This is a genomic window from Methanothrix harundinacea 6Ac (genome assembly GCF_000235565.1).
In the GTDB taxonomy this organism is placed as follows: Archaea; Halobacteriota; Methanosarcinia; order Methanotrichales; family Methanotrichaceae; genus Methanocrinis; species Methanocrinis harundinaceus.
This window is the reverse complement of sequence record NC_017527.1, coordinates 2,123,681-2,142,161: the sequence shown is the minus strand read 5'-3', so window position 1 is coordinate 2,142,161 and position 18,481 is coordinate 2,123,681. Positions and strand designations below refer to the sequence as shown.

Genomic DNA, 18,481 nt, shown 5'->3' with positions numbered 1-18,481 from the left:
CCTCCTCGCTGACGTCTACGGATAGGGCGATAGGGTCGAGACCGCCATCCCCTCGTCGGATATGTCCAGGACCCGGATGCTGTTCGATATCCTGGAGCCCCTCATCTTCATGATGTAGATCGATCGGACCATGTTGTTTCCTATCCTCTCCCTCTTGAGGATGGTGCAGGAGTCCGCCCCGTACTCCATGATCTGGGTCATCCCGAAGGCCTCGCCTATGGTGATCACTGCCGTCACCCCCAGAGACCGGAGGTCGCCGAAGAGGTCGTCGGCGAGGGACCTCATGACGAAGGGGGACTCGACGGCGGTGAAGAAGGCCATCAGGTCATCGATGAGGACCCTCTGGGGCTTCTCCTCCCGGACCTTCTTGTCGACAAGCTTTCTAAAATTTATCAGAAACTCGACGGGGTCGGTCTCGATGCTCTTCTGGAGCCTCAGGACGGGGTCGGTGACGTCGACGATGACTAGCTTTCCCTCCTCCTCCAGCTTCCAGAAGTCCCACCGGAAGGAGGAGTGGAGCTCCCGCTTCAGGTACTCGGCGCTCTCCGAGGGCATGATGATCATCCCCTTCTCGCCGTTCTTGATCCCCTCGTGGATGAACTGGGATGCGAAGACGGTCTTGCCCGTCCCCGAGGACCCCGTGACGGTGTTGACGGTCCTCCGGTGAAAGCCCCCGTTCACCAGGTCGTCGAAGCCGGGGATCCCCGAAGGGACCTTCTCGTAAGATTTTGATGATTCGTCCACTTTTTTCCCTCCGAGAGTCCTTATTCGACCGAGAGTAATTATTTTTATCGGTGAAGGGCGAAAGATTTTCGTCTCCACCGGCCCCTAAGCCGGCGATCTTCTCATCTCGGTCGCTCAGTACTGCTCATAGACCCACGACCTCTCGGCCGGGAAGAGGGCGTCGATGAGGCGAACGGTCTTATCCGAGGCCGAATCCACCCCCGGTCCTACGTACATCATCGCCGGGAAGAGGTCGGGCCGGATGTCCTGGAGCTCTCGCCAGGTCCGATGGCCGAGGACCAGCGGAGCGAAGAGGTCTTCTGGAATGAAGAAGGCCTTCTCGCATTCTCCTCCCCTCCCCGAGGTGACGGATTCGAGCCTCCCTTCAGACCAGCAGAGATCGATCTGTTCGCAATAAAGGTCGAGGCGCAAGGTCCCGGTGAAGCCCGCAAGGCTGCTCTTCTTCAGCCGCGCCTCCAGGACGGGGGCGATTTTTCCGAGGAACCTTCCCCGATCCGGGATCTTTATCTGCCAGGCGTAGGGCCTCCCCACCGACGCCCCGAAGGAGATGGCGGTCTTCGCTGCGGTCGACTCCACGGCGAGGTTCAGCCGGATGTACGGCTTATTTCGCTCTGCGCACATCTTCTTGCAGAAGGCGAAAAGGTTCGTCAGGGCGTCGTCGGATATCCCCTCGCTGACCTCGCTCACGATGAGCCCCGCTCCGAAGCCCTGCCGGGAGATCCGAAAGTAGCATCTCTCTTCCCTCTCTCGCCCTTCCATGATCCAGAACTCCGAGCCGCAAGCGATCTTCGGGCTGTAGGTCAGAAGATACTTCCAGTGGGCTCCGTCCCTGAAGACGGAGATGAAGTTCGATCTTCGATACCCTTCGTCCTCCCCCAGGAGGAAGGGTATGTCGCCCTCCTCGGCAAGCCGGAAGTCGTAGGCTCCGCCGTCTTCGTCTCCTTCGCCGGTCGAATAGGGGACGAGATGGAGGGGGATGTCGATGTGGGGCTCCAGGGGGATCGAGTAATAATATCCGAAGCGGCGATAAAATCCCGGTATCCCCTGGACGACGGCGAGGTCGAACCCCTCCTCAGCGAGGGTCGCCTCGAACTCCCGGTACAGGAGCCTCATGAGGCCCCTGTTCCGGTGTCCCTCTCCCGTTCCGACGATCCCCATCTCGGCGACTTTGAGCCTTATTCCCGCCATCTCCCAGGTCCAGGGGATGAGGGCGAAGGCCGAGGCGATCTCTCCCGTCTCCTCTTCGACGGCGATGAACCAGCGTTCGTTCTTCATCCCCGGAAGGTGGGAGAATACCGTCTCGGCGAACTCTCCCACCTCCTCGGGAAGAAAGATTCTGTCGAAATGATGGCGGAGCTTTCCGGCGTCGTCGGGAGACTCGGCCCGTCTTATTCTGTACTTTGAGTTCATGGAATCGATTACCTCGCAATTTTTGATGTCCATCATCCACCTTGAATATTCCGCCGATTGAAGGCCTCCTTCCGAGCCGGCATTTATCCGAGGCTCGTCGAACAAATATTTATTGAACTTGATGGCCAATATATGATCATGTCATCGATCCCGCCCCTCACGTCCCGCTCAGGTTTTCTAGATGCCGACGAAGACGCTGCCGGTACCGGTGAGGCCTCATGACCGACGTCTGCCTCTGCTTTGAGGTCCACCAGCCCCTGAGGCTCCGGAGGGACTTCTTCTGGTCCGGATCGCCCATGAGGAGGATCGAGCGAGACCTGCTATCCGACTTCTACTTCGACGATCCGGAGAACCGGCGGATATTCGACCGGGTCGCCGAGAAGTGCTACCTTCCGGCAAACCAGGTGATCCTCGAGGAGATCGAGAGGCACCGGGACTCCGAGCGGCCCTTCAAGGCCGCCTACAGCTTCTCGGGGGTCTTCCTCGACCAGGCCGAGAGGTACAACCCCGAGGTCCTCGACTCCTTCGCAAGGCTCGTCGATACGGGGATGGTGGAGGTTTTAGAGCAGACCTACCACCACTCCCTCGCGAGCCTCTATGAGGACGGCAGAGAGTTTGCCGAGCAGGTGAGGATGCACCGGGAGCGGGTCTGGGACGCCTTCGGCACCAGGCCCCGGATCTTCGAGAATACGGAGCTGCTATACGACGACCGGATCGCGAAGATCGTCGAGGGGATGGGCTACGCCGGGATCTTCGCCGAGGGGATCGTCGCCCATCCCAACTGGGTCTATCGGCCTGAGGGGTGCGACCGGATCTCGCTTCTCTTACGGGACTATCAGATCACCGACGACATGGGTTTTCGGTTCTCCGCCCGGTGGTGGAAGGAGTACCCCCTCACCGCCGAGAAGTACGCCTCCTGGATCGCGGCGAAGGTCGGCGACTGCGTCAACATCTTCTGCGACTACGAGACCTTCGGAGAGCACCAGTGGGCGGACACCGGGATCTTCGAGTTTCTCAGGCACCTTCCAAGGAAGATCCTCCGGTGGGATCACCTCCGGTTTGCGACCCCCAGCGACGTCGTCCGGGACCACCCCCCCCTCCAGACCCTCTCCGTCCCCAGGACCACCTCCTGGGCGGACATCGAGAGGGACACCAGCTGCTGGCTCGGAAACGCCCTCCAGTGGGCCTGCTACTCCTACCACCGGAGGCTTGAGGGGCCGATAAAGGAGAGCGGGGACCGGCGGCTTCTGGAGATCTGGAGGACCCTCGGCATCTCCGACCACCTCTACTACGCCTTCACCCACGGCGGCGCCCCCGGGGAGGTCCACAACTACTTCAGCCCCTACGGCAACCCCTATGACGCCGCCGTCACCTTCTTCGCCGTCCTCGCCGACCTCCACCACCGGGTGAAGTCGTGGGCCTCCGCCGCTGACGACCCCTTCCTCTTCTCGACCGGGATCGACCAGTTCACCGGCGACGTCGTCTGGGGGCCGAGGGGGCTCGCCGAGGCCTTCGAGCGGGTGGAAAGAGAGGCCCTAGAGTACCACGCGAGGCGGGGGGACCTCTCCGCCTGGGCCCGGGAGAGCCTCGCCGACCCCGCCCTAGCCGAGGGGCTCGAGCGGGCCGAAGGCCTCCGGGGCGACCCCCTCCGGGCCGCCCTCCTGGAGGCGGCGGCGGAGGCGGTCAGGGGGGCCGGCCCCCTCCGGGTGGAGGGCGGCCTCGCTCGCCCGGAGGAGGGTAGGATGGTGGAGAGCTCCCCCGGCGGCCGCCCCGGGGCTTCTGGGGGCGGCGGGGCGATGGAGCCGATCGACCGGAGCGGGAGGAAGAGGAGATGAGCTTCGACCTCTCTATCAGACCGAAGAGCTATCAGGAGGGCTCGGAGCGGGAGTGGCTCGTCACCAACGGCCTCGGAGGGTACGCCTCCTCGACGGTCATCGCGGCGAACACCCGATCCTACCACGGCCTCCTGGTGGCGGCCCTGACCCCCCCGACCGGAAGGACCCTCCTCCTCTCCTCCATAGACGAGGAGCTGATCGCCGACGGGGTCAGCTGCCACCTAGCCTGCCACCAGTACCCCGGGACGATATACCCCCAGGGCTTCCGCCACCTCCAGGAGTTCCGGAGGTATCCGGTCCCGACCTTCCTCTATCGGACCGAGGGGATGGAAGTAGAAAAGAGGGTCTTCATGGTCTACGGCGAGAACACCACCGTCATCAGATACGATATCGAGGGGGTCGGCCTCTTCAGGGCTGTCCCCCTCGTCAGCTGCCGCTCCTTCCACGTCGCCTCCGGCGCCCCTCCCATGGACCAGTCGCGCCTCTCGGTCGAGGGGCCCGGTGGGGGCGTCCGCCTCCGGTCGGATTGCGACTTCTCCATAGTATCCGACGGGGCCCGCTACCTCCGGGAGGATCTCTGGTACCACAGCCTGGAGTACGAGGTCGAGAGGCGGAGGGGGCTACAGTGGCGGGAGGACGCCTTCTCCCCCGGGAGGTTCGAGGCGGAGGTCGACGGCCGCCTCTCCTTCAGCATCATCGCCTCCCTCCACCGGAGCTCCCCGGCGGGGGCCGGGGCCCTTCTGGTCCGGGAGGAGGATAGGGTCAACAGGCTCCTTGCGGCGGGCGGAGATCCGCGGTCAGGCGTCCTCGCCGCCGGCGCCGACCAGTTCCTCGTCCGGAGGGGCGACGGCAAGAGCATCATAGCCGGGTACCCCTGGTTCAACGACTGGGGGAGGGACGCCATGATCGCCCTCCCCGGCCTCCTCCTCACCACCGGGAGGTTCGAGGACGCCGGGACGGTCCTCGCCACCTTCGCCGGGGCGATGAAGGACGGCCTCCTCCCCAACGACTTCGGGGCCGAGGGGTACAACACCATCGACGCAGCCCTCTGGTTCTTCTGGGCTGTATACAAGTACTGGTCTTACTCGGGGGACCTGGAACTGGTTCGCCAGCTCCTCCCCACCCTCCGGGCGATCTGCCGCCGTTACGCCGGGGAGACCCCAGGATCTTACTCCGACGGGGACGGCCTCATCGCCTCCAAGCCCGGCCTCACCTGGATGGACGCGAAGGTGGGGGAGGAGTTCGTCACCCCCCGGGCGGGGAAGGCCTGTGAGATCAACGCCCTCTGGTACAACGGTCTGAAGGTGATGGAGCTCTTCACCGAGAGGCTCGGCGACGAGGTGGCGGAGGAGGTGGTCTACCCCGATCTGGCGGAGCGGGTCGGCGAGAGCTACTCGAAGTTCTGGAACCCGGAGGAGGGCTGTCTATACGACCTGATCGACGGGATCGACCCCGCCATCAGGCCAAACCAGGTGATAGCCGCCTCCCTCCCCTTCACCCCCCTCGACGCCTCCATGGTCCGGGGCGTCGTCGAGACGGCGACGGAGGAGCTCCTCACCCCCTACGGCCTGCGGACCCTATCGCCGAGGGATCCGGCCTACCTGGGGCGGTACGAGGGCGGCCCCGCCGAGAGGGATCGGGCCTACCACCAGGGGACGGTCTGGCCCTGGCTGATGGGGCCTTACATCACCGCCCGCCTCCGGGCGGGCGGCAATACGAAGAAGGAGAGGGAGGCGGCCGGGGAGCTTCTCCGGCCCCTCATCGACCTGGAGGGGCAGATCGGCGTCGGGACGATCTGCGAGGTCTTCGACGGCGACGGGCCCCACCGGCCCGGAGGCTGCATCACCCAGGCCTGGTCCGTCGGCGAGGTGATGAGGGCGTGGAACGAGGCGGTTCTGGGCGGGGCGAGGGGTCCGAAGGTCTGACCCCTGCCCCCTCCTCTTCCCGGACCGCCGTTCAGGCCCCGCCGGAGGGGGGCGGGGCGGCCCGCCCTGATACATCTACTCCGGGATCGCCCCTTCCGAGGGCTGGGGGATCATCATAGCCATCAGAAGGTCGAGCCAGGAGGGGGCGGCGAGGGCCTCCTCGGGCACCTCAATGACGATCGGCTCGTTGTACCGGGAGTAGGTCACCGTCGATTCGGACTCGACCTCCATCTCGATCTCCGGGCTCTCCCCGCCGGGGAGGTTCATCATATCAGAGGTGATCGTCATGTCCAGGGAAACATCGCTCTTCAGGGGGAGGGCGGAGTCCTTGGAGATCCAGGTCGTCCACTCCATCTCGCTCTCCTCGAAGATGTCGGTGAGGTTCATGGCGTAGATCGGGAGGGATCCGACCTGCTGGCTCAGGATCTGGGTGAAGGTCTCCATATCCGGCACCACTCTCACCTTGTAGGCATCGATCCCGCCGACCTTCTCTGAGCCGATGAACTCGATCTCGGAGGCGTTGAGGAGTTCCGCCTGGGTCTTCACCTGGTTCTGCTGGTCCCACATCTCCGGCGGCATCCCTGGCATCCTCGTCCAGTTGCCGTCGATCTTGGTGTAGATGGTGTCGTTCTCCATGTACATCTCCATCTCCGAGACGACCTCTCCGAGTTCATCGGTGCTGGTGGTGGTGGTCATCGCCATCTTCAGCCGCCGGGCCGATACGTTCATCACCCCCTCCCCCTCGGACCTCGTCTCGAAGTTGATCGTCCTCAGGGATCTGTTCGTCTCCTGGAGGTTGACGAGCTTTATCTTCTGATCCGCATCCACGGCGAAGGCGGCGGTCTCGACCTTCCCTACCGACTCGATCATCATCGCCTTAAGCTCCTCCGCGCTCGGCGTCTCCTCGACGCAGCCGGAGAAGGCTACGGCGACCAGGGCCAATAACAGTAATAGTTTCTTCATGCGGGAGGCCCTCTCTCCGGGGGACTATTTCATGGTATCGTTCGGCTCGAGCGCCTCCCAAAAGCGAGGATCCCCTCTCATCCTCCCCTCCCCATCCTTCTGACCCGAAGCCCGGCCCCGGAGGCGGGAATGGACAATCTTTATATACAACGCCGATATTAAGACATTATAGTACAAAATCATACATCATGGTGATTATATGAAGCATCTCCAACAGGTCTTGGAGGGGAGGGACCTATCCGTCTCGGAGGCGGAGGCTCTCCTCGGTGAGGTCTTCAACGGGGCGACGGACGCCCAGATCGGGGCGCTCCTCGTCGCCCTGAAGATGAAGGGAGAGGCGGTCTCGGAGATCGCGGGGCTGGCGAGGGCTATGAGGGCCGGAGGGGTGAGGATCAGGCCCCGGGTACCGGGCCCCCTCGTCGACACCTGCGGGACCGGGGGCGACGGGACGAACACCATCAACGTCAGCACCGCCGCTGCCATAGTCGCCGCCTCCTCTGGCGCCTTTGTAGCAAAGCACGGAAACTACGCCGTCAGCTCCGCCTGCGGCTCCGCCAACGTCCTGGCGGAGCTGGGGGTGGAGGTCGCCCCCGGCCCCGAGCGGGTCTGCCAGGCGATCGAGACCCTGGGGATCGGGTTCATGCTCGCCCCCGTCTTCCACCCCTCCATGAAGCGGGTCGCCTCCATCCGGAGGGAGCTAGCCACGAGGACGGTCTTCAACATCCTCGGCCCCCTCACCAACCCCGCGGGGGCGCCGTTCCAGGTGATGGGGGTCTACGACCCCCGCCTCTGCGATAAGCTCGCCCTCGCCCTCAAGATCCTGGGGACGGAGAGGGCGTTGGTAGTCCACGGCTCCGGCCTCGACGAGATCACCAACACCGGCCCGACCCGGATCTCCGAGCTGGATCGGGGCGCCCTCAAAAGCTACACCGTCACCCCTCAGGAGTTCGGCTACCCCCTGGCCCGGATCGAGGAGATCCGGGGGGGGAGCCCCGAGGAGAACGCCGGGCGGCTCGTCGAGATCCTCTCGGGGGCGAAGGGCCCCGGAAGGGACGTCGTGGCCATGAACTCGGGGGCTGCCCTCTACGTCGCCGGGATCGCGGAGTCTCTCTTCGACGGCGCGAGGATGGCCGAGGAGTCGATCGACTCGGGGCGGGCCCTCACGACCCTAAAGAGGCTCGTCGCCTCCTGCGGCAGCCCCGAGAGGCTGGAGCGGTTCCTATGACCAGGGCGAAGATCTGCGGGATCAGGGACCCCGGGGCCAGGGACGCCGCCGTCGCCTCGGGAGCCGACGCCGTCGGCTTCGTGGTGGAGATATCCCGGTCGAGGAGGTCGATCGGGCGAAAGGAGGCGAAGAGCCTCATCGGGGGGCTACCCCCCTTCGTCTCCAGCGTCATCGTGGTGGAGCCAAAATCCGCGGCGGAGGCGGCGAGCCTCGCCCTCGATACGGGAGCCGAGGTCCTCCAGGTGAACGGGACCCTCGGCTTCGAGGATCTAGCGGCCCTCCGGGAGATGGTCCCCGCAAAGCTCGTGGCGACGGTCCCGGCGAGGGCCGGGGCCCTGGAGGAGGCCCGGAGGCTCGCCGGGGTCGCCGACGCCCTCCTCGTCGACAGCCACGAGGGGGGAAAGCTCGGCGGGACCGGGACTGTCCACGACTGGAACCTCACCGCCGAACTTGTGAAGAAGGTCGGCGCCCCCGTCATCCTGGCGGGGGGTCTATCGCCCGAGAACGTCGCTGAAGCGATAAGGGCCGTCGGCCCCTACGCCGTCGACGTCTCCTCCGGGGTCGAGACCGGAGGGAGGAAGGACCCGGCGAAGATAGCCGCCTTCCTCAGGGGGGTGAGGAGTTGCCCTCCGCGGTGAGGTCCTTCCCCGCCGATGGGGGTTCGTCCCCGGAGATCGGCCCTCTCCCGAGGCTCTTCGAGGTGACATCCCTCCTCGACCCCCGGGCCCCCCTCAGCCTCTACTCCGCCCTCCGGGGGGAGGGGTACCCCTTCCTCCTGGAGTCCGTCGAGAAGTCGGGGCAGAGGGCCCGGTTCTCCTTCGTGGGGGCGAGCCCCGCCGCCGTGGTAAAAGTCCGGGGGAGGAGGTTTGAGGTCCAGGTCTTCGACGGCGCCGGAGGTCTGATAGAGCTCCTCAGGAGGAGGCTCCTCGCCTCCGCCGTCATCGACGGCCCCGGAGGATACGGCATCTCCGGCGAGATCAGGCCCGAAAGAGACCTCTTCGACCTCCTCCGGTCCGCCATCCCCGCCGGGACGGGCCCCTCAAAGTTCGGGAGGCAGGCCTTCCTCGGCGGAGGGATCGGCTACCTCGCCTACGACCTCGTCGCGGAGAGGATCGATCGGCCCAAGGCCTCCGATAAGCCCGATGCCGTCTTCGGGATCTTCGATAAGTGCTTCGTCTTCGACCACCTGACGGGGAAGGTCTGCCTCGCCGTCGCCCCCCTCCTCCCGGGGTTGGACCCCGAGGAGATCGCCTCTGCCGCGACGGACCATCTCGGGGACCTGGACCTCCGGGAGCCACAGGCAGGAGACCTCGATCCCCTATCGGTGGAGGCGGACCCCGCTGGCCCCTTTGAGGAGTCGGTCCGGAGGGCCAAAGAGCACATCCTCGCCGGCGACATCTTCCAGGTGGTCCTCTCCAGGAGGACGAGGGTCCGGCTCGGGAGGCCCGACCCCGTAGTCCTATACCGGAGGCTCCGGGAGATCAACCCGAGCCCCTACACCTACATCTTCGAGTTCGGGGACCACTCCCTGGTGGGGGCGTCCCCCGAGACCCTCTTCAGCCTCTCCGACCGGGTCGTGACGACAAACCCCATCGCCGGGACGTGCCCCCGGGGCGGGAGCCGGGAGGAGGACGACCTCCTCGCGGCGAAGATGCTGGAGGACGAGAAGGAGAGGGCGGAGCACGTGATGCTCGTAGACCTCGGGAGAAACGACGTCCGGTCCGTCTCGAAGGCGGGCTCGATAAAGGTGGAGGATTTCATGGCCGTCCTCCGGTACTCTCACGTCCAGCACATCGAGACGACGGTCCGGGGTACCCTCCGGGAGGGATGCGACTCCTTCGACGCCGCCCGGGCGATCTTCCCCGCGGGGACCCTCTCGGGGGCGCCCAAGCTCCGGGCGATGGAGATCATCGACGACCTGGAGGGGCGGGAGAGGGGGATCTACGGCGGCGGCGTCGGCTACTTCTCCTCCGACGGCTCCGCCGACTTCGCCATCGCCATCCGCTCCGTCGTCCTCGAAGGGGACTTGGCCGTCGTCCAGGCGGGGGCGGGGATCGTCGCCGACTCCGACCCCCACCGGGAGTTCCTGGAGACGGAGAGGAAGATGGCGGCGATGAAGCGGGCCCTGGGGGTGGGGCTGTGACCAAGGAGACGATCCTCTTCATCGACAACCAGGACTCCTTCGTCTGGAACCTCGTCGACTACGTCTCCCAGTTCCATCCGGAGACGGAGGTGGCATCAAATAGGATTGAGGTCGCCGAGGTGAAGGAGATCGACCCCCTGGGGATCGTCATCTCCCCCGGGCCGGGCCACCCCGCAAACCCAGGACATCGGAAGCTGCATTCAGTTGATGAGGGCCTTCGAGGGGACGGCGATCCTGGGGGTCTGCCTCGGCCACCAGGCGATAAACCTCGCCTACGGCGGCACCATCAACAGGACCGCCCCCGTCCACGGGAAGGCCTCAGAGATCTTCCACGACGGCCGCGGGATATTCCGGGGGCTCCAGAGCCCCTTGAAGGGCGGCCGTTACCACTCTCTAGCCGTCGAGGACCTGGCCCCGCCCCTGAGGATCACGGCGACGACCTCCGACGGGGTGGTGATGGGGGTGAGGCACCGAAGCCTCCCGGTGGAGGGGGTCCAGTTCCACCCCGAGTCGGTCCTCACCCCAGAGGGGAAGAGGCTGATCGCGAACTGGCTGGAGGGGCTCGGCCGATGACCTCCGAGGTCGTGAGGCAGATCCTCGCCGAGACGGAGGCGAGGCGCTCGGAGATGCCGAGCCTCGCCTCCCCGATCAGGGTCGCCGATCCCCGGGACCTCCCGGGCCGGGCCCGGGCCCTCCGGTCGAGGGGGATCAGCCCGATCATCGCCGAGATCAAGCCCCGGATCCTGAAGAGGCCCCTTCTGTCCGAGGAGGTGGCGACGATCGCCCAAAGGTATGAGGCGGATGCGGGCTGCGGTATCTCGGTCCTCACCCAGCCGACCTACTTTCTGGGGTCGCCGGAGAACGCGAGGGTGGCGAGGAGGTCCTCAGCCCTTCCTATCCTCCGGAAGGATTTCATCCTCGACGAGAGGCAGCTCGACGAGGTCGCAACCGACCTCGTCCTCCTCATCGCCGCCTTCTCTTCGCCCCTGGAGGGGCTGGTGGAGGCGGCCCTGGCCAGGGATCTCGAGCCCCTGGTGGAGGTCCACACTGAGGCGGAGCTCGACCTCGCCCTCAAGACCGAGGCCCGGATCGTGGGGATAAATAACAGGGACCTATCGACCCTGAAGGTCAGCCTTGCGACCTTCGAGGGGCTGGGGCCGCTCGCCAAGAACTCCGGCCTCTTCGTCGTCGCCGAGAGCGGCGTAGAGACGAGGAGAGACGTCCTGAGGATGGAGGAGGCGGGGGCCGACGCCATCCTCGTCGGGACCTCCCTGATGGAGGAGCCCGGCCTTCTCTCCGTCCTCAACGGGACGAGGAGCCTCCGACGAGAGGATGAAGGCGGAGATGACCAAAGATATGGGAGCTGATGAAGATTTGATGAAGACCAAAGATGCGCCGACGACGAGGTTTGGGAGGTTCGGAGGACAGTTCGTCCCCGAGACCCTGATCCAGCCCCTGAAGGAGCTGGCAGAGGCTTACCTTCGCCTCAAGGAGGACGCCGATTTCATGGGAGAGCTCAATTCCCTTCTGGCCGACTACGCCGGAAGGCCCACCCCCCTCTACCTCGCCCGGGCCCTCTCCCGGGAGCTGGGCCAGAAGGTCTACCTGAAGAGGGAGGACCTGGTCCACGGAGGGGCCCATAAGCTGAACAACGTCCTGGGGCAGGCCCTGGTGGCCAAGGCGATCGGAAAGACGAGGCTCATCGCCGAGACGGGGGCGGGGCAGCACGGCGTCGCCTCCGCCATGGTGGGGGCGAACCTCGGCCTCGAGACGGAGGTCTACATGGGGGAGGTGGACATCGAGCGGCAGAAGATGAACGTCTACCGGATGGAGCTGTTGGGGGCGAGGGTGATACCGGTGAGGTCGGGGTCGAGGACCCTCAAGGACGCCATCAACGAGGCGATGAGGGACTGGGCTGGGAGCTACGAGACGACCCACTACCTGATGGGGACGGTCGCCGGGCCCCACCCCTACCCCCTGATGGTGAGGGAGCTTCAGTCCGTCATCGGGACCGAGGCGAGGGAGCAGATCCTAGCCGCCGAGGGGAGGCTCCCCGATGCCGTCGCCGCCTGCGTCGGCGGAGGCTCCAACGCCATGGGGATCTTCTCCGGCTTTCTTAAGGATGAGACGAGGCTGATCGCCGTCGAGGCGGGGGGGAGGGGGATCACCTCCGGCCGAAAGATAGCAGACCACGGCGCCTGCCTCAACTTCGGGGACGAGGGGGTCCTCCACGGGGCGATGACCAAGATCCTCCAGGACCCCTACGGCCAGATCCTCGAGTCCTACTCCCTGGCCGCAGGCCTCGACTACCCCGGCGTCGGCCCCGAGCTCGCCCACCTCGCCGAGGTCGGCAGGGTGACGCCGGCGGTGGCCGACGACGAGACCGCCCTCCTCGGCCTGAGGCGGCTCTCGGTCCTGGAGGGGATCATTCCAGCGCTCGAGTCCTCTCACGCCGTCGGCTACGCCCTAAGAAACCCCGATGCCCTCGGGGAGGTCTCGATCATCAACCTCTCAGGAAGGGGAGATAAGGACCTGGCGACGGTGATGGAGCATGAGGGGAGGGTGGGGAGATGAGGCTCGCCGAGGCCTTCAGGCGCCGCCCCCTCCTCATCGCCTACATCTGCGCCGGCGACCCCAGCCCCGAGGCGACGGTGGAGGTGGCGGAGCTCCTCGCCCGGGCCGGGGCCGACGTCGTCGAGCTGGGGCTCCCCCACTCTGACCCGATAGCCGACGGCCCCGTCATCCAGGCGGCGGCCCAGAGGGCGATCGAGGCGGGGATGAACACCGACGTATACTTCGAGACTGCCTCCCGGATCAGGGCGAAGATCCCCCTGGTCTTCATGGGCTACTACAACATGATCTACCAGCGGGGGCTTGAGAAGTTCGCCGGCGACTGCGGGGCGAGCGGCATCACCGGCCTCATCGTCCCCGACCTTCCGCCGGAGGAGGCGGGCCCCTTGCGGGCGGCCTGCAGGAGGGCGGACCTCGACCTGATATCCCTCATCGCCCCGAATACCCCGGCGGAGAGGATCCCCCTCATCGCAGAAAATTCCAGTGGCTTCCTCTACCTCGTCGCCCGGGCGGGGGTGACGGGGGCCAGGTCCGAGGTGCTGCAGTCGACGAAGGCCCTCATCGAGCGGGTGAACTCCGAGCTGCCCAGGGCCGTCGGCTTCGGCATCTCAACCCCGGAGCAGGCGGCGGAGGTGATCCGGGCCGGAGCCGACGCCGCCATCGTCGGATCCGCCTGCGTCGACCTGATCTCGAAGGGCGACCTTGCGGGGCTGGAGGAGCTGATCCGCGGGATGAAGGCGGCGATCGGAGAGGCGCGGCCGATCGAGGCGGCGGCGAGGATCTGAGGGGGATCTCTCGGATATCGCCGCTTCTGCCCCCCCCTCATCCCCCATCCGCCGAAGGTTCCGAGACCCCGGTGAAGACGGGAAGGGGATCGGCTCCAGCTGTCAGCAAAATAGGGTCTGGTCCGGGGGATGGTTCCCCGGACCGCTCTTTTTTCCGCGTCCCGGTCCGCCGCCCCATCCCCTCATACGGTGAGGGTGTAGGCGTAGCCGCTCCTGAAGAACCGGTAGTAAGACCTCAAATAGCCGGGGCTCGTTATCTTGACGCTGTGGTACTGGTTTCCGGGGACGGTGAAGCTGATGATCCCGTCGCGCCTCCCGTCGCTGGCGTCGCTGTAGGTCTGGATGTCGTCGACGGTGACGGTGTAACCCGTGAGCCAGCTGGATCTGACCGTAACCCGGGCGAAGGAGGGCACAGGGCCGGGTCCCGGGCCTGGGGTCGGCGGCCATCCCCCGCTCCCCACGTCGATGATGATGGCGTTGGAGGGCTGGTTGTTTGCGATGAATAGGAGGATGTGGCGGCCGGCCGCGTCGGCGTGGAAGTTGATCCTGGAGTAGCCGGGCCAGAAGGAGTAGCGCTTGTAGACGACGTTGCCGCTGGGGTAGATCTCGTAGAAGTCCGCCGATCCGCCGCTGGAGGAGTAGGCCAGAAGCTGGAGGTAGGCCCCCAGGGGAGCGTAGGCGTACTGCGACCAGCTCCAGGACCCCAGGATCCAGAGGGAGTTTGTGCCGCTGTAGGTGGTGCTGTAGGCCCCGTAGGAGGTCGCCTCTCCTCCGAAGTAGATCGTCGAGGGCTCGTGCCCCGATATCGAGTACTGCTGAACTTCAGGCCCGCTGCCGGGCGGAGCATCCATGCTGTAATAGGCCTCGCCAACCCCCGAAGGCCCGGTGGCGCCGAAGGGGTCGGAGCCTCCGACCATCCCCATCAGCTCTGAGGCTGGCCCGCCCTCGCCGCCTCTGTAGCCCGCCATCATGAGGCTTTCGTCCGTCCCTTCTCCGACGAGATCGGCCATCGGCTCTTCGGTCCATTGGGCAGAGGCCAGCCCCACGAAGAAGATTATCAATAACAAAATCAATCCCGATTTCAAGCTCAAGAGGAACACCCCCTCTCCCTCTTTATCCTCCTGATAGTACAAAAAGTTTTGGAGGCTTTCTGGGGAGAGGGCCGGCCGGGGCGGGAGGCGCCCTCGCCCTCCGAAGGAGCCTCCCTCTCCGGTGGGGGGCGGAGCGGGGATCCCCTCTCCTCCAGGCCCCTCTTGCCCTCGGGGAAGGCCCCCTCCAATTTACATCGATTCGAGGGCCGGGATCCCCAGGGTATCCAGGGTCGACCGGAGGCAGTTTCGAGCCGCCTCCACGAGGGCGAGCCTCGCCTCCCGGACTCCGGGATCCGCCTCCAGGACGGGGCTTGCCCGGTAGAACTGGTTGAAGATCTCCGCCAGCTCCCGGGCGTAGGTGGCGAGGAGGTGGGGCTTCAGCTCCCGGGCGGAGAGGTCGATGGCGAGGTCGAACTGGGATATCTTCTTGACGAGCTCCACCTCCTCGGGGCTGGAGAGAAGGTGGGGGTCGAATCCGCCGACGGCTCCGGCCTTATCGAGGATGCTGCAGGCCCTGGCGTGGGAGTACTGGATGAAGGGGGCCGAGAGCTTCTCGAAGTCGAGGGCCGCCTTCCAGTCGAAGACCGTCGCCTTCTCCGGCGATACCCGGACGACGTCGTACCTCACCGCCCCCAGGGCCACCTCTCTCGCGACGGCCCGCCGGAACTCCTCCCCCTCCTCGGGCCTTCGGGCCGTGACCTCCCGGTAGGCCTGGGCCTCCACCTCGTCGAGGAGCTCGTCGGTGGAGATGAACTTCCCCCTCCTCGTGCTCATCGATCCCGTCGGGAGGGAGACGAACTCGAAGATGACGATCTCCGGCTCCCGGACCCCCATGAGGCGGAGGGCGGCCCGGAGCTGGCCGGAGATGAGCTTGTGGTCAGCCCCCAGGACGTCGATCATCCTGTCGGAGCTCTCGGCCTTCCACCGGTGGTACGCCAGGTCCCTGGTGGTGTAGAGGGAGGTCCCGTCCGACCTCTTCAATACGAGCTTCTTCTCAAAGCCATCGCCGGAGAGGTCGAGCTGGAGGGACCCCTCCTCCCATTCGGTCAGGCCCGTCGCCTCCAGGGCCTTTAAGACCCCTGCCGTCGACCCGTCCCGGACGAACTCGCTCTCCCACCGGCGGGAGTCGTGAGTGATGTTCAGCCTCCTCAGGGTCTCGTCGATCCCCGAGAGGGCGTACTCCACCGCCTCCCGGAACTTCGCCGCCGTCTCCGGGTCTCCGCCCTCGTAGAGCTGCATCAGCCGGTCGACCCCCTCCTTCAGCTCCGGCGCTGCGGCGAGGTCTTTGTTCGCCTGGATGTAGACTTTTGCGATGGCGTGGTCGGGCTTCGAGCCGTCCAGGGGGTATCTGCCGCAGCCCCAGACGACGATGGCGATCTGCCTCCCCATGTCGTTGACGTAGTACTGGGCCTCGACCCGGCAGCCGGCCCGGCGCAGGATCCTGACGAGGGTGTCGCCGATGACGGAGTTTCTGATGTGGCCGACGTGGAGGGGGCCGTTGGGGTTTGCGGAGGTGTGCTCGACGATCACCCTCTCGTTCATCGACCCGGTCCAGCAGTCGTCGGCTACCGCCTCCCGGACCGTCGAGTCGAGGAACCTGCGGCTGGCGAAGAAGTTTAGGTAGGGGCCCATCGCCTCGGCCCGGTCGACGGTCCCCTTCCCATCGAGGACGACCGCCTCTTGGATCTTCCTGGAGATCTCGGCCGGGCCCTTCCTGAGGATGGGTGCAAGCCGGAAGGATATGGTGGAGGCGAGGTCGGCGTGGGGGCTCATCTCCAGCAGAAGCTCGTTACCTTCGACCTTCCCGTCGGCCTGGGGCAGAGGAAACCCGCACCGATCCAAGGCGTCCCGGAGGAGCGCCTCGACATCTCTCCAGAAGTCCAGAAACATGAGAGCATCACCGTACAACTCAGGGCAGGGAAGTTCGATATACCGATATAAGCGTTGCGACGCACCTCCGGGACGGGGATTTGGTGCCGACCGGCCCATCCACCCGTCGGCGCGGAGGGCGCTGGAAAAGCATAATATAATAAGGGAGCCTATAACCTTCAGAGAAATCTGGAGCGGAGATCATGAAGAATATTCTGGCTTTTCTGGTCCTGATCCTGGCCCTCCCAGCGGCCGCCCTCGCCGACGACGGGCCCGCGGGGGTCGAGGCGATCACGATCCTCAGCCTCCCCGTCGACTCGGTGACGATATATCCCGACGGCATCGCCACGGTGAGGAGGACCGGGGAGATGGAGGTGACGGAGGGGGTCCATCGGCTCGTCCTTGCCCTCCCCGCCTCGGTGAAGGTCGACTCGGTGAGGTTTGAAGCGACGAATGCCACCGTCGAGAAGGTCGTCCGCGGCGACAACCTGGAGTACACCCTGAACGTCTCCTCCACCGGGGTCCAGAGGTTTGATCTGGCCTACCTGATGACGATGGCAGGCCAATGGAGGCCCATCTACTCCGTCCACCTGGAGGAGGAGTCGGTGATCGTCTCGGCCCAGGCGATCGTCAGAAACAACTTCGGCGAGGACCTGGAGGGGGTGAGGCTGAAGCTCGTCTCGGGACCGCCTCAGGTCGCGCCCCTGGAGAAGTACCTCGCCGTGGGGGGCTTTGCCATGCGCGCCGTCGCTGAAGAGGAGGCGATGGATTATGCCCCCGCCGCAGCTCCAGTCCCCGCCACGGGGGAGCTGGAGACCCTGTACATCTACGAGCTTTCGGGGAGGAAGGATCTCGGGATGGGCAAAGAGGTGGGATTTCCCCTCCTAGAGGAGGCGGCCCCGATCCTGAGGAGCTACCTCTGGGAAGCATACCGGAATAGCGAGGGGCCGGTGACCGAGGTCGTGAGAGCAAACAACACCATGAAGGACCCCTGGCCCGCCGGCTCTGCCCTCCTCTATAGGAACGGCGAGTACGTCTCGGGGGTGGAGATCCCCTTCACCCCCGTGGGGACGGAGGCGGAGATCGTCGTCGGCTCCTCGGCGGACCTGAAGGTCTCCCGGAAGATGGCGAGCTACACCACCGAGGAGGAGATCTCTCAGGTCCCCGGAGCCGATAACGCCACCTCGGCGGTGAAGACGACGACGGAGACCTGGACATACCTGCTCAACATCAAGAGCAACCTCGATCGGAACGCCACCGTGGAGGTCTCGGATACTAAGCCCCTCCGGGCCGAGGTCGTATCCGCCGACCCCGAGCCGAAGGAGACGACGGCGACGGGGCTGGAGTGGGAGCTTTCCCTAACGCCCCGCCAGGAGGCATCGATCGAGTACACCTACGTCATCATAACAAAAGAGGTCTTGGCGAGGAAGGGTTGAGCTCGCCATAGCCTCTATTTTTTCTATCCTCGGGGCTCAATCGATGGGGACTGAGTGGGGCTTGACGACGATCAGCTTCGGCAGCCGGACGACTAAAACGCCATCCTCGTACCTCGCCCTCACCTGCTCCGGCTTCACCTCGGCGGCGAGCTTGATCCTGCGGCCCATCTCCGCTTCCGGCCTCTCCCTCTGGAGGTAGTTTCCAGGAGGCGGCTCAAACCTCGCCCTGATGGTGACGGCGTCCTCCGTCACCCCGAGGTCTATCAGCTCCCTCTTCGTCCCCGGGAGGTCGATGTACAAGACGACCTCCTCGGGGGAGTCGACGACGTCCACGGCAGGCCCCCCCCCGGCCTCCGGCAGGTTCTCGGCCACGTCCCCCAGCATCTTCCGGAAGACCTCCCTCGCCTGGACCGACCTCTTCATCGACTCCATCACCGCCCTCCCCACCATCCTTTCCGCATCCTCTCTCATCCTTAACACCTCG

General features: G+C 65.5%; 16 protein-coding genes and 1 pseudogene. 11 read left to right on the top strand and 6 right to left on the bottom strand.

Going from position 1 to position 18,481, the window contains the following annotated elements; all coding sequences use genetic code 11:
• Nucleotides 1-15 precede the first annotated feature (15 nt).
• Nucleotides 16-744 carry an RAD55 family ATPase gene (locus MHAR_RS10130; protein ID WP_143763389.1) on the bottom strand — a complete coding sequence of 243 codons (729 nt, stop codon included), beginning with the start codon at nucleotides 742-744 and terminating at the stop codon, nucleotides 16-18.
• Between the two features lie 114 nt (nucleotides 745-858).
• Nucleotides 859-2,154, bottom strand: coding sequence for a GNAT family N-acetyltransferase (locus tag MHAR_RS10125; protein ID WP_187287813.1), 1,296 nt, complete (start codon nucleotides 2,152-2,154; stop codon nucleotides 859-861).
• 218 nt (nucleotides 2,155-2,372) lie between these two features.
• On the opposite strand from MHAR_RS10125, the gene MHAR_RS10120 reads away from it, so the two are divergent.
• Together MHAR_RS10120 and MHAR_RS10115 are read left to right on the top strand one after the other, a co-directional pair.
• Nucleotides 2,373-3,989, top strand: a complete 1,617-nt coding sequence (locus MHAR_RS10120) for a glycoside hydrolase family 57 protein (RefSeq protein WP_014587517.1) — start codon at nucleotides 2,373-2,375, stop codon at nucleotides 3,987-3,989.
• Nucleotides 3,986-5,914 (top strand): amylo-alpha-1,6-glucosidase, encoded by a 1,929-nt coding sequence (locus tag MHAR_RS10115; protein WP_014587516.1) that lies wholly within the window; start codon nucleotides 3,986-3,988, stop codon nucleotides 5,912-5,914. The genes MHAR_RS10120 and MHAR_RS10115 overlap by 4 nt, the downstream gene beginning before the upstream one ends.
• 75 nt (nucleotides 5,915-5,989) lie before the next feature.
• Here MHAR_RS10115 and MHAR_RS10110 read toward each other — a convergent pair whose 3' ends face one another.
• On the bottom strand, nucleotides 5,990-6,877 hold the full coding sequence (locus MHAR_RS10110) for a DUF6612 family protein (protein WP_014587515.1): 888 nt from the start codon (nucleotides 6,875-6,877) through the stop codon (nucleotides 5,990-5,992).
• 199 nt (nucleotides 6,878-7,076) lie between these two features.
• Here MHAR_RS10110 and trpD point away from each other — a divergent pair, with 199 nt between their 5' ends.
• The 8 genes and pseudogenes from trpD to trpA all read left to right on the top strand — a co-directional run bounded on the left by trpD (nucleotide 7,077) and on the right by trpA (nucleotide 13,601).
• Nucleotides 7,077-8,102, top strand: coding sequence for an anthranilate phosphoribosyltransferase (gene trpD, locus MHAR_RS10105; protein ID WP_014587514.1), 1,026 nt, complete (start codon nucleotides 7,077-7,079; stop codon nucleotides 8,100-8,102).
• Nucleotides 8,099-8,740: a phosphoribosylanthranilate isomerase gene (locus tag MHAR_RS10100; protein ID WP_014587513.1), complete on the top strand. Its 642-nt coding sequence runs from the start codon at nucleotides 8,099-8,101 to the stop codon at nucleotides 8,738-8,740. Before trpD ends, MHAR_RS10100 begins: the two co-directional genes overlap by 4 nt.
• On the top strand, nucleotides 8,725-10,245 hold the full coding sequence (gene trpE, locus MHAR_RS10095; RefSeq protein ID WP_228369551.1) for an anthranilate synthase component I: 1,521 nt from the start codon (nucleotides 8,725-8,727) through the stop codon (nucleotides 10,243-10,245). Before MHAR_RS10100 ends, trpE begins: the two co-directional genes overlap by 16 nt.
• A pseudogene (locus tag MHAR_RS14215) lies at nucleotides 10,242-10,364 on the top strand (anthranilate/aminodeoxychorismate synthase component II); the annotation flags it as partial. The gene trpE and the pseudogene MHAR_RS14215, both read left to right, overlap by 4 nt.
• 88 nt (nucleotides 10,365-10,452) lie before the next feature.
• Nucleotides 10,453-10,818: an anthranilate synthase component II gene (locus MHAR_RS10090; protein ID WP_014587511.1), complete on the top strand. Its 366-nt coding sequence runs from the start codon at nucleotides 10,453-10,455 to the stop codon at nucleotides 10,816-10,818.
• Complete coding sequence (locus tag MHAR_RS10085; RefSeq protein ID WP_014587510.1) at nucleotides 10,815-11,612, top strand: indole-3-glycerol-phosphate synthase; 798 nt, start codon at nucleotides 10,815-10,817, stop codon at nucleotides 11,610-11,612. The genes MHAR_RS10090 and MHAR_RS10085 overlap by 4 nt, the downstream gene beginning before the upstream one ends.
• Nucleotides 11,613-11,622: 10 nt before the next feature.
• On the top strand, nucleotides 11,623-12,819 hold the full coding sequence (gene trpB, locus MHAR_RS10080) for a tryptophan synthase subunit beta (RefSeq protein ID WP_048144605.1): 1,197 nt from the start codon (nucleotides 11,623-11,625) through the stop codon (nucleotides 12,817-12,819).
• Entirely contained in the window at nucleotides 12,816-13,601 is a 786-nt protein-coding gene (trpA, locus tag MHAR_RS10075; RefSeq protein WP_014587508.1) for a tryptophan synthase subunit alpha, read from the top strand. The genes trpB and trpA overlap by 4 nt, the downstream gene beginning before the upstream one ends.
• Nucleotides 13,602-13,783: 182 nt before the next feature.
• Here trpA and MHAR_RS10070 read toward each other — a convergent pair whose 3' ends face one another.
• Both MHAR_RS10070 and argS read right to left on the bottom strand, forming a co-directional pair.
• The gene (locus MHAR_RS10070) at nucleotides 13,784-14,692 is read right to left on the bottom strand and encodes a hypothetical protein (RefSeq protein ID WP_143763388.1); all 909 of its coding nucleotides are present in this window, start codon (nucleotides 14,690-14,692) and stop codon (nucleotides 13,784-13,786) included.
• Between the two features lie 189 nt (nucleotides 14,693-14,881).
• The gene (argS, locus tag MHAR_RS10060; protein WP_014587506.1) at nucleotides 14,882-16,582 is read right to left on the bottom strand and encodes an arginine--tRNA ligase; all 1,701 of its coding nucleotides are present in this window, start codon (nucleotides 16,580-16,582) and stop codon (nucleotides 14,882-14,884) included.
• A 182-nt stretch (nucleotides 16,583-16,764) separates the two neighbouring features.
• Here argS and MHAR_RS10055 point away from each other — a divergent pair, with 182 nt between their 5' ends.
• Nucleotides 16,765-17,997, top strand: coding sequence for a DUF4139 domain-containing protein (locus MHAR_RS10055; protein ID WP_014587505.1), 1,233 nt, complete (start codon nucleotides 16,765-16,767; stop codon nucleotides 17,995-17,997).
• A gap of 36 nt (nucleotides 17,998-18,033) precedes the next feature.
• Here MHAR_RS10055 and MHAR_RS10050 read toward each other — a convergent pair whose 3' ends face one another.
• A complete protein-coding gene (locus tag MHAR_RS10050) occupies nucleotides 18,034-18,468 on the bottom strand; it encodes an Hsp20/alpha crystallin family protein (protein ID WP_014587504.1) in 435 nt (144 codons plus the stop codon).
• Nucleotides 18,469-18,481 lie beyond the last annotated feature (13 nt).